10 protein-coding genes are annotated in these 14634 nt (G+C 68.4%); 3 read left to right on the plus strand and 7 right to left on the minus strand.

Features of this window, described 5'->3' with window-relative positions; translation table 11 throughout:
- Positions 1-4: 4 nt before the first annotated feature.
- Complete coding sequence (locus ACSJJU_RS07505) at positions 5-961, minus strand: efflux RND transporter periplasmic adaptor subunit (RefSeq protein ID WP_435914711.1); 957 nt, start codon at positions 959-961, stop codon at positions 5-7.
- A 541-nt stretch (positions 962-1502) separates the two neighbouring features.
- Between ACSJJU_RS07505 and ACSJJU_RS07510 the strand changes: the two genes are divergently transcribed.
- The 3 genes from ACSJJU_RS07510 to ACSJJU_RS07520 all read left to right on the plus strand — a co-directional run bounded on the left by ACSJJU_RS07510 (position 1503) and on the right by ACSJJU_RS07520 (position 7202).
- Positions 1503-4973 (plus strand): indolepyruvate ferredoxin oxidoreductase family protein, encoded by a 3471-nt coding sequence (locus ACSJJU_RS07510; RefSeq protein ID WP_435914712.1) that lies wholly within the window; start codon positions 1503-1505, stop codon positions 4971-4973.
- Between the two features lie 200 nt (positions 4974-5173).
- Positions 5174-5944, plus strand: a complete 771-nt coding sequence (locus ACSJJU_RS07515; protein ID WP_435915072.1) for an enoyl-CoA hydratase/isomerase family protein — start codon at positions 5174-5176, stop codon at positions 5942-5944.
- Positions 5945-5963: 19 nt separating this feature from the next.
- Positions 5964-7202, plus strand: a complete 1239-nt coding sequence (locus ACSJJU_RS07520) for a CaiB/BaiF CoA transferase family protein (protein WP_435914713.1) — start codon at positions 5964-5966, stop codon at positions 7200-7202.
- A gap of 202 nt (positions 7203-7404) precedes the next feature.
- On the opposite strand, the gene ACSJJU_RS07525 is transcribed toward ACSJJU_RS07520, so the two are convergent.
- The 6 genes from ACSJJU_RS07525 to ACSJJU_RS07550 are packed head-to-tail and all read right to left on the minus strand — an operon-like array spanning position 7405 to position 14634.
- Positions 7405-8376 carry a type II secretion system F family protein gene (locus ACSJJU_RS07525; RefSeq protein ID WP_435914714.1) on the minus strand — a complete coding sequence of 324 codons (972 nt, stop codon included), beginning with the start codon at positions 8374-8376 and terminating at the stop codon, positions 7405-7407.
- 12 nt (positions 8377-8388) lie between these two features.
- Complete coding sequence (locus ACSJJU_RS07530; RefSeq protein ID WP_435914715.1) at positions 8389-9372, minus strand: type II secretion system F family protein; 984 nt, start codon at positions 9370-9372, stop codon at positions 8389-8391.
- Between the two features lie 28 nt (positions 9373-9400).
- Entirely contained in the window at positions 9401-11098 is a 1698-nt protein-coding gene (locus ACSJJU_RS07535; RefSeq protein WP_435914716.1) for a CpaF family protein, read from the minus strand.
- Between the two features lie 20 nt (positions 11099-11118).
- Entirely contained in the window at positions 11119-12387 is a 1269-nt protein-coding gene (locus ACSJJU_RS07540) for a pilus assembly protein CpaE (protein ID WP_435914717.1), read from the minus strand.
- A 25-nt stretch (positions 12388-12412) separates the two neighbouring features.
- The gene (locus ACSJJU_RS07545; RefSeq protein WP_435914718.1) at positions 12413-13093 is read right to left on the minus strand and encodes a CpaD family pilus assembly lipoprotein; all 681 of its coding nucleotides are present in this window, start codon (positions 13091-13093) and stop codon (positions 12413-12415) included.
- Positions 13090-14634 (minus strand): type II and III secretion system protein family protein, encoded by a 1545-nt coding sequence (locus ACSJJU_RS07550; protein ID WP_435914720.1) that lies wholly within the window; start codon positions 14632-14634, stop codon positions 13090-13092. Before ACSJJU_RS07550 ends, ACSJJU_RS07545 begins: the two co-directional genes overlap by 4 nt.

Here is a 14634-nt window from a genome sequence, read left to right on the forward strand (position 1 = left end):
GACCTTAGCTCCTGGTGGTGCCGCGCTCGGCCACCCGGGCCTCGGTGCCGGCGGCCTGGAGGAGCTTGATCGGCGCGCCGTCCCGCAGCTTCACCACGCCCTCGGAGACGACAAGGTCGCCCGGCTGGAGCCCGGCGGTCACCTCCACATAGCCCGGCTGGCGCTCGCCGGTGAGGATGCGGGTGCGGGTGACGGACTTGCCGTCCTCGTTGACCACAAAGACATACTTCTCCCGGCCCTCGGCGATCACCGCCAGCTCCGGCACCGCCAGCGCCTCGCGCTGCTCGCGGATGATGCCGACGGTCATCAACATGCCGGGGCGCAGCTTCAGGTTCGGGTTGTCGATGAGCGCGCGCACCCGGGCGGAGCGGGTGACGGGGTCGACCTGCGGATCGATGGCGGTGATGCGGCCGGTGAACAGCTCGTTGTTGAAGGCGGACACCCGGGCCTGCACTTCCTGGCCCACGTCCACCTGGCTGAGGTAGGCCTCGGGGATGGTGAAGTCGAGCTTGATGGTGGAGATGTCGCTGATCTCCACCAGCGGCGTGCCCGCCGTCACGATGAGACCCGGCGACACATTGCGCAGGCCGGCAATGCCGGTGAAGGGCGCGCGGATGATGCGATCCTCGATGCGGGCCTGGATGCTCTCGACGGTTGCGCGGGCGGCGTCGCGCTCGGCGATGCGCTGGTCGAGGCTGGCGCGGGTGGCATAGCCCCGGTCGGCCAGCTGGCGGACGCGCTCCAGCTGAAGCTCCGCTTCCTTGAGGCGGGCGCGGGCCTGGGCCAGATCCGCCGTCTCTTCGGAGAGGGCCAGCTCGGCCAGCACCTGCCCCTGCTGCACCGTCTGCCCGTCGCGGAAATGCAGCGCCTTCACCCGCTCGGTGACGTTGGCCGAGATCACCACCGATTCCCGGGCGTAGCCGGTGCCGACCGCCTCGATCTTGTCAACGAAACGGCGCATGGCCGCCGGCTCTGCGATCACCGACGCGGCGCGCTCGCTCCCCCGGCCGCCGGACCCGGCCTGGGGCTCACCGCCCCCACTGCCGCAGGCGGAGGTTGCAAGTGCCAGAGAAAGAACAGCTATCGCTCGGCGCCACATAGAACTCGATCCGTCACTGAGGGGGAAACCCTGTTTTCGCAGATATTATACAATTCATGTTACGTTCATCTACGTCAAAGCCCTTCGCGAATTTTTTTTACAAATTTTTCCGCGTCCGGCCCGTCTTTAACGCTTTGTTGCGAGACCGGGGCCCGGGGGCAGGGACGGCCTTGCTGCGATGCAGCGCGGGAACTTTTCATTTATTTCAATTCTTGCCGCGGTGCGTGAAGGTTTGATGCAGTCACACCCGTAACGATCAACGCGAGCGTTCGCGCGGGTTTGCGAGACGGTCCAGAGGCGCCGGACGGCGCCGGGTCATGCTGCAGTGCGAGATAACCCCCTTTTCATTTGTTTCAACATAGGTCAGTATCACTGACGAATATGGGGATGGAGGAGATGAGGCATGGCCCTCTTGGACCCTCGCATCACGCTCGAAGACAAATATACCAAAGAGCGTGGCCGAGTTTTTATCAGCGGATTGCAGGCGCTGGTGCGTCTGCCACTGGTTCAGGCCGCCCGCGACCGCGCGGCGGGTCTGAACACGGGCGGATTCATCTCCGGCTACCGGGGATCGCCGCTCGGCAACTACGACCAGGAGTTGTGGCGCGCGAAGAAGCTGCTGGATGAGCGGAACATCGTGTTCCAGTCCGGCATCAACGAGGACCTGGCGGCCACCGCCGTCTGGGGCAGCCAGCAGGTGGGCCTGCGGCCGGGCGCGAAGGTGGATGGTGTTTTCGGCATCTGGTACGGCAAGGGCCCGGGCCTCGACCGCTCGATGGACGTGCTGAAGCACGCCAACGCCGCGGGCACCAGCCCGCACGGCGGCGTGCTGTGCGTGGTGGGCGATGACCACGGCGCCAAGTCGTCCACGCTGCCGCACCAGTCGGACCACAACTTCCAGGCGGCGTTCATGCCGTTCCTGTATCCGGCCAGCGTCCACGAGTATGTGGAGTACGGCCTGCTCGGCCTCGCCATGTCCCGCTTCTCGGGCTGCTGGGTCGGCTTCAAGGCGACGGCGGACACGGTGGAGACCGCCGCCACGGTCGAACTGGACAACGAATGGCGCGAGATCGTCATCCCGCAGGACTTCGAGATGCCCGAGGGCGGCCTGCACATCCGCCTCGGCGACATCTGGCGCGAGGAGGACTCCCGCCTCCAGCTCTACAAGGGCTTTGCCGCCCAGGCCTTCGCCAGGGCCAACCGGATCGACCGGGTGATCTGGGACAGCCCGCGTCCCCGGCTCGGCATCGTCTCGGCCGGCAAGGCCTACGCCGATACCCTCCAGGCGCTGGAGGAGCTGGGCATCGATGAAGCGGTCGCCGCCGAGATCGGCATCCGGCTCTACAAGGTCGGCATGCCCTGGCCGCTGGAGCCGCACGGCATCCGCCAGTTCTGCGAGGGGCTGGAGGAAGTGCTGGTCATCGAGGAGAAGCGCGAGTTCCTCGAACACCAGATCAAGTGGCAGCTCTACAACTGGGACGAGAAGGTCCGCCCGCGCGTCGTCGGCAAGTACGACGAGAACGGCCAGTGGCTGCTCCACCCGGACAACGAGCTGACGCTGGGCGAGATCGCCCACGTGATCGCCTCCCGCATCGCCCGGTTCCACACCACGGACCGGATCCGCGCCAAGCTGGAGATGTTCGCGGCCCGCGCGGCGGCCAAGCGCAGCTACGCCGCGCCCATCGCCCGCAAGCCCTATTTCTGCTCGGGCTGCCCGCACAACACCTCGACAAAGGTGCCGGAGAACAGCCGCGCCCTGGCGGGCATCGGCTGCCACATCATGGCGCTGTGGATGGACCGCAACACCGAGACTTTCACCCAGATGGGCGGCGAGGGCGTCACCTGGGTGGGCGAGGCGCCGTTCACCACCGAGAAGCACGTCTTCTGCAACCTGGGCGACGGCACCTACTTCCACTCTGGCATCCTGGCGATCCGCCAGTCGGTGGCGGCCGGGGTCAACATCACCTACAAGCTGCTCTACAACGACGCGGTGGCCATGACCGGCGGCCAGCACGTGGACGGCGAGCTGACCATCCCCGAGCTGGTGCAGCAGCTGCTCGGCGAGAACGTGCGCAAGATCGTCGTCCTCACCGAGGACATGAGCCGCTACGAGACCATCAAGCTGCCGGGCGGCGTCCCGGTGCTGCCGCGCGCGGAGCTGGACCGCATCCAGAAGGAATTCCGCGAGACGCCAGGCTGCACGGTCATCGTCTATGACCAGACCTGCGCCGCCGAGAAGCGCCGCCGCCGCAAGAAGGGCCAGTTCCCGGACCCGGACAAGCGGGTGATGATCAACGCCGCCGTCTGCGAGGGCTGCGGCGACTGCTCGGTCCAGTCCAACTGCGTGTCGGTGGAGCCGCTGGAGACCGAGTTCGGGCGCAAGCGCACCATCAACCAGTCCAGCTGCAACAAGGACTTCTCCTGCCTCAAGGGCTTCTGCCCGTCGTTCGTGACGGTGGAGGGCGGGAAGATCGCCACCCCCGCGCTGCCGAAGCAGACCGACTTCGCGGCGGACGTGCCCATGCCGAGCGTCGGCCTGCTGACGGAGGACTACAACGTCATCGTCACCGGCATCGGCGGCACGGGCGTGCTCACCATCTCGGCCATCCTCGGCATGGCGGCCCACATCGAAGGCAAGGCCTCGACCACCGCCGACATGGCGGGCCTCGCCCAGAAGGGCGGCGCGGTCTACGCCCAGGTGCGGCTGGGCGCCAGCAACGACCACCTGCTCAGCCCGCGCATCATCACCGGCGGCGCCGACCTGCTGCTGGCCTGCGACGCGGTGGTGGCTGCAAGCGCGGTCATTCAGGACCTGATGACCCCGGAGCGCACGACGGCCGTGGTGAACAGCGCCATCCAGCCGATCGCCGACTTCGTGCGCAACCGGGACTTCGACTTCCGCCACGCCCAGGTGGAGCGCGCCATCCGCAACGTGACGAAGCCGGACGCCAGCGACTTCATCCCGGCGGAGAAGATCGCCACCGCCATCATGGGCGACGCCATCGCCACCAACATGATGATGCTGGGCTACGCCTGGCAGAAGGGCCGGGTGCCGCTGATGCTGGACAGCATCGCCGGCGCGATCAAGCTCAACGGCGTGGCGGTGGACTTCAACCTGCGGGCGTTCGCGCTCGGCCGGCTGCTGGCGCACGATCCGGCCAAAGTGCAGGCGCTGGTGGAAGCCGCGCGCGGCCCCATCGCCGAACCGCTCGCAAGGACGCTGGACGAGGTGGTGGCAAAGCGCGTCGCGGACCTGACCGCCTACCAGGACGCGGCCTACGCGGAGCGCTACCGGAACCTGGTCCGGAAGGTGCAGGCGGCCGAAAGCCGGGTCGCGCCCGGCTCGGACAAGCTGGCGCTGGCGGTCGCCCGCAACGCCTACAAGCTGATGGCCTACAAGGACGAGTACGAGGTCGCGCGCCTCTACACCGACGGCCGGTTCGAGCAGGCGCTGAAGGCCCAGTTCGGCAGCCACAAGGCGCTGAAGGTCCACCTGTCGCCGCCGCTGCTGGCCCGCCACGACCCGGCCACCGGCCGCCCGAAGAAAATGGTGTTCGGCGGCTGGATGTTCGGTGCGTTCAAGCTGCTGGCCAGACTGAAGGGCCTGCGCGGCACCGCGCTCGACATCTTCGGCTACACCGAGGAACGCCGCATGGAGCGCCAGCTGGTGGAGGACTACTTCGCCACGGTCGAGAAACTGCTGGCGGGCCTCGCGCCGGAACGGCTGGAGCTGGCCGTCGCCATCGCCGCCGTGCCCGACCAGATCCGCGGCTTCGGCCCGGTGAAGGCCGCCAGCGTGCCGCTCGCCCGCAAGCGCGAGGCGGAGCTGTGGACGGCGTGGGACGGCAAGACGTCCGACCGGAAGGCCGCCTGAGGTGACTTCCTGCGGGAGGGACTCGATCCCTCCCGCACCTCCCATTCCCTTGACGGGCCGTGCGCGTGATGACGGGTGCGGCCCTTTTCCTGTGATGAAGACATCAAAGGGCCCGCGACCCTTCTCGCAATCTGAATCCAAAATGGTCTAAACCCGGCTATGCCATGCAGACCGCAGTCGTTGGGGGCGCCATGGGTGTGATGAACCTGAGTGTCGAGGATGACATTGCCTGGCTGGTGCTGAACCGGCCGGAGAAGAAGAACGCGCTCAATCATGCAATGTGGGAGGCGCTGCCCGGCCTGCTGCGGCAGGTGGAGGCGGACCGGCGGGCCAAGGTGCTGATTCTGGCGTCCGCAACGCCGGAGGCGTTCTGCGCGGGGGCGGACATCGAGGAGTTCGCGGTGCGGGCCTCGGACGTGGACTGGCGGCGGCGCAATCAGGCAGCGATCCGCGAGACACAGGCGACGCTGGCGCGGCTGGAGAAGCCGGCGATCGCGGCGATCGACGGGGTGTGCGTCGGCGGCGGCTGCGGGCTGGCGATTGCGTGCGACCTGCGGGTGGCGGCGGACACGGCACGGCTGGGGATCACGCCCGCGAAGCTGGGGCTGGTCTACAGCCTGCACGACACCAAGCTGCTGGTTGATCTGGTGGGGCCGAGTCGGGCGCGGCACATTCTCTACACCGGCGCGCTGTTCGGCGCGGAGACGGCGCGGGACATGGGCCTGGTGGACGTGCTGACCACGCGGGACCGTCTGCGGGAGGACGCGCTGGCGCTGGCGCGGGAGATCGCGGCCAATTCCCAGCACTCGGTGCGGGCGACCAAGAAGATCGTGCGGCGGATTCTCGACGGCGCGGCGGACGATGACGCGGAGTCGATTGCGCAGTTCTTCGACGCCTTCGACGGGCCGGATTTGCAGGAAGGCGTGCGCGCCTTCACCGAAAAACGGCGGCCGGTCTTTCCGGTCCGCTGAACCACAACACATCGCAGCGATGGGGAGAGGAAACGTGGCGGGAGCGTTGGCGGGCATCAGGGTGCTGGATTTGTCGCGCGTGCTGGCCGGGCCGTGGGCGGGGCAAATTTTCGCCGACCTCGGGGCGGACGTGATCAAGGTGGAGCGCCCGGGGGCAGGGGACGACACCCGGGGCTGGGGGCCGCCGTTCCTCAAGGACAAGGACGGCAACCCCACCCGGGAGAGCGCCTATTACCTCTGCGCCAACCGGGGCAAGCGCTCGCTGGCGCTGGACATCACCCGGCCCGAGGGGCAGGAGATCGTCCGCAGGCTCGCCGCCCGGAGCGACGTGGTGCTGGAGAATTTCAAGACCGGCGGGCTGGCGAAATACGGCCTCGACTACGAAAGCCTCCGGACGATCAATCCGCGCCTCATCTACTGCTCCATCACCGGTTTCGGGCAGACCGGACCCAACGCCGGCCGCCCGGGCTATGACTTTCTCATTCAGGGCATGGCCGGGCTGATGAGCGTGACCGGCACGCCGGAGTCCGGCCCCACCAAGGTGGGCGTGGCGGTGACGGACCTGACGACGGGGCTCTATTCGGTCATCGCCATTCTGGCCGCGCTTCAGGCGCGCCACCGCACGGGCGAGGGGCAGCATATCGACATGGCGCTGTTCGATGTGCAGCTCGGGTGGATGGCCAATCAGGCGACCAACTATCTGGTGGGCGGCATCGTCCCCGGGCTGATGGGCAACGCGCACCCCAACATCGTGCCCTATCAGGATTTCCCGACGCAGGACGGGCGGATCATCGTCGCCGTCGGCAACGACGAGCAGTTCCGCCGCTTTGCCGCGATCCTCGGCCGGAGCGAGTGGGGGCAGGACGAGCGCTTTGCGGACAACCGCGCCCGCGTCGCCAACCGCGCGGAGCTGGTGGCGCTCATCGAGGCGGAGCTGCGGCGCGCGCCCTCCGCCCACTGGCTCGCCGCGCTGGACAAGGCGGGCATCCCCTGCGGCGCGGTCCAGTCGGTCGCGCAGGCGTTCGAGAGCGAACAGGCGCGCGCCCGGGGCCTGACGGTCGCGCTGGAGCATCCGCTCGCGGGCACGGTCAAGACCGTCGCCAACCCGATCAAGCTCTCCGGCACGCCCATCGAATACGGCAGCGCGCCGCCCATGGTCGGCCAGCACAGCCGCGCGGTGCTGACGGAACTGGGGCTGGGCGAGGACGACATCCGCGCGCTGGCGGAAGCAGGTGTTGTGGGTGGCGTGGAAGGCTAGGAGATTTTTCGCAGGAGGGTCTCGGACCCTCCTGGCAACCTCCCATTTTTTTATCGGGCCGTGCGCGTGATGACGGGAGCGGCCCTTTGGACTCTTCGTCAAGGAAAAGGGCCGTGCGCGTGATGACGGGTGCGGCCCATAAAACGAACAGGGGGTGCAGGGGGATCAAGATCCCCCTGCAATCCACCTCTCTTTTTTGCCCTTACTTCCCCATCGAATCCGCGATGGAGCAGGCGGCCGGGCCCATGATGACGACGAACAGGGTCGGCAGGATGAACAGGATCAGCGGCACGGTCATGATGGCGGGCAGGCGCGCTGCCTTTTCCTCGGCGCGCATCATGCGCTCGTTGCGGAATTCGGCGGAGAGCACGCGCAGGGACGAGGCCAGCGGCGTGCCGTAGCGTTCGGTCTGCACCAGCGTGGTGACGACGCCGCGCATGGACTGGAGGTCAACGCGCCTGGAGAGGTTTTCCAGCGCCTGCCGCCGCTCCGGCAGGAAGCCGAGTTCGATGGAGGTGAGGCTGAACTCGTCCGCCAGTTCCGGGTAGGCCATGCCCAGCTCGCGCGAGACGCGGGAGAAGGCGGCGTCCAGCGTCAGGCCCGCCTCGGCGCAGATGACGAGCAGGTCGAGCGCGTCGGGCAGGGCGAGGCGGATGGCCTCGGTGCGCTTCTGGATGGCGTTGGTGACGATCAGGTCCGGCAGCTTGTAGCCCGCCAGCACCACGCCGATGAGGGCCATCAGCTTGGTGTTGGTGGATTTGTCGGCCATCATGCCGAGGCCGTAGAGCAGGAACAGGGCAACGAGCGCCGCGAGGATCGGGGCGACGAGGCGCGCGAACTGGTAGACGATGACCGCTTCCCGGGTGCGCCAGCCCGCCTGCGCCAGCCGCTCCGCCGCCTGGCGGGTCTGCTCGTCCTGGAGTACCTTCAGGCGGTTGAGGATCTGGCCCATGGTGGCCGTGGCGTCCGCCTTGCTGATGAGCGCGCTGCGCCGGCGCGGCGCGGCCAGCCCCGCGCGCAACTGGGCCCGGCGCTCCTGAAGCGACTTGATGCGCTCGCGCATGGGGTCGCGCACGGTGGTGGCGGCCCAGATGGCAAGCAGCACCATGAAGGCGGCCACACCGGCGAGGATGGTGGCAAGGTCGAGCGGATCAAGGCCGAAGGGAAGGGTCACGGCTGCCGGTTCCTAAACCTTGAAGTTGACCATCTTGTACATGATGAAGCCGCCGATGCTCATCCACAGGAGGCCGCCGATGCCGGCGGCGATGAGGCGCGGATCGCTGAAGAAGCCGGCGAGATACGTGCTGTTGACCAGCCAGATCAGGCCGAACACGGCAAAGGGCAGGGCGCCGACGATGTAGGCGCTGGCCTTGGCCTCGGACGACATGGCCTTGATCTTGAGCTTCATCTGCTGGCGCTTGCGGAGCACGTCGGAGAGGTTGTCGAGCGTCTCGGCCAGGTTGCCGCCGGTCTCCCGCTGGATGGCGAGGGTGATGACGAAGAACTGGAACTCGGGCGTGGGCACGCGCCGGGCGATGTCGCCCAGCGCCTGATCCATGGTCTGGCCGATCTTGATCTTGTCGGCGACGGTGCGGAACTCGACGCCGACGGGATCGGGAATTTCCCGGCCCGCGATGGCGAGCGCCTCGGTGATGGGCAGGCCCGAGCGCAGGCTGCGCACCATGAGATCGATCGCCTCGGGAAAGACGGCGACGAATTTCTGGATGCGGCGGCCGATGAGAAACCCGATGGTGGCGTGGGGCAGGCCGAGGCCGACGAGGATGCCGAGCAGGATGCTGAGAAGCAGCGGGAAGCCCAGCGCCAGCCCCACGAGGGTGAAGCCGATCATGAGGCCGCCGCACAGCGCGCCGTACTGGCCGAGGCTGATGTCGCGCCCGGTGCGGCTGAGGCGCGCGCGCAGCTCCGCCGGGCGCGGGATGATGCTGCGCACCATCTGGTCGAACGCCGTCTCCTGCTTCATCGCGTGGATGCGCCGCATCTGCGCCTTGGCCGCGCCCTCGCGGCTGCCGGCGAAGCGGTCCCGGATCTGGTTCAGGCGCCTGGCCGCCTTCTTCTGCGGATTGGGCGCGGTGAAGAAGGCCAGCGCCAGCAGGGCCAGCACGAGGACGCCGCTCACGAGCAGGAGAAGGAGCAACGCGGGCGAATTCATCGGGAATGTCCTGTTGCGGGCGCGAGGGTCATAGGCAGTCCATCAGCGCGCGGCCGAGGCCGTAGTATTCGGCGCGTTCGTAGAAGGCGGGGCGCAGGCCGGAGGAGATGAACTCGCCCTTGAGGCGGCCGGTCTCGTCCTCGCCGGTGAACTGGAAGGTGTAGAGGTCCTGCGTGGTGATGACATCACCCTCCATGCCCACCACCTCGGTGATGTGGGTGACGCGGCGGATGCCGTCGCGCATGCGGCTCACCTGGATGATGAGATTGACGGCGCTGGCGATCTGCTCGCGGATGGCCTTGGGCGGCAGGTTGAGGCCCGCCATGTTGACCATGTTCTCAAGGCGGGTGAGGGCCTCGCGCGGGCGGTTGGCGTGGAGGGTGCCGAGGGAGCCGTCGTGGCCGGTGTTCATGGCCTGCAACAGGTCGATGGCCTCGCCGCCGCGCACCTCGCCGAGGATGATGCGGTCAGGGCGCATACGCAGCGCGTTTTTCACGAGGCCGCGCATGGTGACCTCGCCCTTGCCTTCCAGGTTGGGCGGCCGGGTTTCGAGCCGCACCACGTGGGGCTGCTGGAGCTGAAGCTCCGCCGCGTCCTCGATGGTGACGATGCGCTCGCCGGGGTCGATGTTGCGGGAGACGGCGTTGAGCATGGTCGTCTTGCCCGAACCGGTGCCGCCCGAGATAATGATGTTGAGGCGGCAGCGCCCGGCGATCTTGAGCAGCTGGCACATCTTCGGGCTGATGTTGCCCTGCGCCGCCATCATGTCGAGCGTGATCTTCTTCTTCGAGAACTTGCGGATCGAGATGGAGGTGCCGTCAATGGCGAGCGGCGGGATGATGACGTTGACGCGGCTGCCATCGGCCAGGCGCGCGTCGCAGATCGGGCTGCTCTCGTCCACGCGCCGGCCCACCGCCGCCACGATGCGCTGGGCGACGTTGAGCAGGTGCTGCTCGTCGCGGAACTTGACGTCCGTCAGCTCCAGCTTGCCCTTGCGCTCGACGTAGATCTGGTTGGGGCCGTTCACCATGATGTCGGTGACGGACTCGTCCGCCAGCAGCGGCTCGAGCGGGCCCAGGCCGAACATGTCGTTCAGCATGAGGGTGACGAGCTCGCGCTGCTCGGTCTTGTTCAGGTTGATGCGCTGCTGGAGCAGGAGCTCGGTGACGATGTCCGAGACCTGATCGGCGACCGCGTCGCGGGGCAGCTCGTTGATGGCGCTGGCGTCGATGTGCTCCATCAGGAGCGGGTGGATCTTCTCCTTGGCGGCGGCGACCGTGTTCTGGCTGCGGCCGTTGCCGCGCTGGCTGTCGGCGCTGTCCAGCGCCTTGTAGGCATAGACCAGCTCGTTCAGGAGCACGGTGACCGCGTCGCGCGCTTCCATCTCGGACAGGTCGATGCCGTGGACGCGGGCGGTCTCCTGCACCCGGTCGTGAATCGCCATCACCAGTTCGGTGCGCGCGCGGTCCTTGTATTCGGGCGCCGGGAACAGGTTCAGGAGGTTGGGCGAGATGATCTCGAACAGCTGGTCCACCACCTCGCCCCGCGCCACCGTTGCCGAAGGCGAAGGCGTCAGTGCCGGGGAGAGGGCCGGGGACGGCACAGGCGACAGGGCCGGCTGTGCCGCCGGCGTCTCCGCGCCAGCCACGGGCGGGCGGCGCGCGGCAAGCCCGTGCGCGGAATCGGCCTTTTGTGCCGAACGTCGTCCGAAGCCTACCTGTCTCATGCGCGTGTCCTAACCGTTCGTCAGCGCGACTTGGCCGGGATCAGGGATTTGAGGTTGGAGAGCCAGGCGAGCGGGCCGGTCTCCCGCCGCGAGTCCTCGTCCTCGGCGGTGACCACCAGCGTGCGGGCCAGATCGATCAGCGCGGCGGCGGTCTTGCTGCCCCGGCCCACCTCGGCCAGGCTCTTGCCCTGCTGGGCGGCGGCGATGGCCAGCTTGGGCTCCAGCGGCAGCACCGTGCCGATGGCGCTCTCGACGGAGGCCTCGAAATCCTTGCGGCTGACCTCGGTCTGCCCCTGCGCGGGCACCTTGTTGGCGATCAGATGAACCTTCGCGCCGGGCGCGTGGGCGCTGAGGAAGCCCAGCAGCCGCAGCGTGTCGCGGGCGGCGGCCAGCGTCAGGTCCGTGACGATGACCACGTGCTTCGCCTCGGCCACCAGCAGCGGGTTCTGCACGGCAAAGAGGCGCGGCAGATCCATGATGATGGTGCCGTAGGTCTGGCCCACCTGCGCGTGCAGGTGCAGGAGCGCCGCGCCGTCGGTGAGGAGCGGCGCGGTGATCGGCGCCTCGGCCGAGAGCACGGCCAGGTTCTCCGACGCCTTCACGATCGCCCGCTCGATGAACAGGCTGTCGATGCGGGCCGGATTTTCCAGGGCGTCGGTGAGGCCCCGGCCGGGCTCCAGATCGAAGGAGAGGGCGCCGACGCCGAAGTGGATGTCGAAGTCGAGGAGGGCCGTGCGGCGGCCCACCTCCTCGGCGCTCGCCCAGGCGAGCGAGGCGGCGACCGTCGAGGCGCCAACGCCGCCGCGCGCGCCAATCACCGCAACGGTGGTGGTGGTGCCCTCCGCCTCCGCCGGCTGCTCGGTCTTGGGGGCGTGCAGCGCCGCCTGGGCGCTGTGCAGCGCCTCGTGCATCACCGACGCGGCGACGGGCTTCAGGAGATAGTCATGGATGCCGGAGGCGATCAGCTCCCGATACAGCCGCACATCGTTCACCCGGCCGATGGCAACGACGATGGTGCCCGGCTCGCAGACTTCCGCCAGCGCGTTGATGTCGCCGAGCGGGTCCGCGCTGTCCGACAGGTCCACCAGCAGGATCTGCGGCGAGGCGGAGACGGACAGGGTCTGGACCGCATTGTTGAGCCCGCCCTTGTAGATGCGCTCGGGCGCCCAGCCCAATTCGAGAACACTGTTCCGCAGCGACTCGGCCGTCTCGTCGTCGCAGACGAAGGCCGAGAAAATCTCGCGCGGAGCGTCGGCAAACCGTTGGGTCGATGACCAGGGGGCATTCATAGCTTGTATCCCGCTTCCCGTGCGATCAGTTCCCGCCACCACCGCCGCCGGTGCGGATGCTGTTGGTGGTGGAGGCCTTCTCCAGAGGCTTGTTGAAGCCGCTCGGCACGCGCTGGCGCTGGTAGTCCTGATCCCGGGCGATGTCCGCCCCGGACGGGCCGTTGTAGACGCGGCCCTGCTCCAGATCGCCCGGATCGGCCGCCATGGCCGCCAGGTTGCTGTTGACCGCGCAGCCGTAGTTGCTGTGGGTGCTGGCGTTCATGTTGCCGAGGGGAGAGTCGGACCAGTCGGGACACACGGGCAGGGTTGCCTGCGCCCGCTCGATCCACAGCCGCGCGGTGCCCGCGGGCATCCCGGAGCGCCGGGGCGGGGCGCTCTGAGCGAGCGCGGCGCCATGCTCGGCAAGGACAGCCGAGACCGCCGCCCAGCGCAGCGGCGCGCCGTCCGCGCCGTTGTCCTCCAGCGTCACGCGGGTGCCGTAGCCCAGCTCCAGGCGGTCGAGGAAGGCGTGCAGCGCGCCGACCTGCTCGGGCAGGATCTGATGGTCCGGCCCGAAGACGATGTCGTGGTGGACGGTCTGGACGGTGACGGCCGGCGTCTTCAGCGACGAGACCCCGGGGTTGTGGCCGCAGCCGGAGAGGGCCGCCGCCACGCCGAGCAGCGATCCGGCCAGCAGAATGGACTTGAGGGCAGGCGCAAGGCTCATTGTGCGTTCCCCTGATCTGAGAGGCCGGGCGCGGGCGCGGCGGTTTCCGTGACGGTCTCGGTGACGGCTTCCGCCAGGGCCTCGGGTGCGGAGGCGGGCTCCGGTGCGGAGGCGGGCTCCGGTGCGGGGGCGATCTCCGGTGCCGGCAGGGGCGCGGCGGGCCGCGCCGGGGCGGGCGCACGCTCCAGGGTCGGGGAGAAGTTGGCCCCGACGAGCCAGCGCTCCAGATCGCTCGGCGCCCGGTAGCCGTCGGTCGGCAGGCGGATGTCCCGGGCGTTGACCGGCTTGACCAGATAGGGCGTAACGATGATCACCAGCTCGGTCTCGTTGCGGCGGAACCGGTCGGAGCGGAACAGGGTGCCGAGGATGGGCAGATCGCCCAGCACCGGGATCTTGTTGAGGTCCTGCCCGGTGGTGTTGCGCAGGAGGCCTGCGATCATGAAGCTCTGGCCCGAGCCCAGCTCCACGGTGGTCTCCGCCCGCCGGGTGGTGAGGCCCGGCACGCTGATGCCGTTGACCGAAATCGCACCGGCCTGGGACAGCTCGCTGACCTCCGGGCGCACCCGGAGGGTGATGCGGTTGTCGCTCATCACCGTCGGCGTGAAGGCAAGGCCCACACCGTACTGCTTGTATTCGATGAGCACCCGGCCATTTTCGGCGGGCATGGGAATGGCGAACTCGCCGCCCGCCAGGAAGCTGGCCATCTCGCCGGACAGGGCGGTGAGGTTGGGCTCGGCCAGAATGGTGACCAGGCCTTCCTCCGCCAGCGCGTCGATGGCCGCCGCCGCGTCGAGGCCGAACAGCTTGCCCGCAAGGCCGATGGTGTTGGTGCCTTCGGGCACCAGGAACTCGTAGCCCTTGTCGGTGATCTCCACCGCGCTGCGGCCGCGCCAGACGCCGAACAGGAAGCCGCCGGTGGCATCGCGGGTGGCGAGGTTGAAGCCCACCTCCTTCAGCAGCGTGCGGCTGACCTCGGCGATCTTGACCTGAAGGTTCACCTGCACGGGTGTTGCCGCCCGCAGCCGGTTGACCACCACCTGCTTCTCGCCCAGCAGCTGCTTGACCAGATGCTCGGCCTCGCCCACCGCCTCGGGGGAGGGCACCTGGCCGGAGAGCATCACCATGCCGTTGAAGGGCTCGACGGTGATGCTGGCCTCGGGCAGCGCCGCCCGCAGGAGGCTGCGGATCTGGTCGATGTTGTTGGAGACATGGACGCTGGCCGAATAGATCACCTGATCCCGGTCATCCATGGCGTAGAAGCTGGTCTCGCCCGGCCCGACGCCGAGCACGTAGATGAGATGCGGCGAGCGCACCTGCACGTCGGCGATCTTGGGGTCGGCGATGAACACGCTCGAGGCGGGCTGGTTGAGGCGCACGAGCGTGCCCTTGCTCACGGACAGGCTGAGCGACTCCTGCGGGTGCTGCACGGTGACGGACTGCGCGAAGGCCGCCGACGGCGCGCCTGCGCTGAGGCCGGCCGCAAGGCCGCCCCAGGCAAGGGCAGCAAGGAATCCGGCTGGGACGAAACGGCTGGGACGCAT

The organism is Pedomonas sp. V897, from assembly GCF_051304405.1.
Lineage (GTDB): Bacteria > Pseudomonadota > Alphaproteobacteria > Sphingomonadales > Sphingomonadaceae > Pedomonas.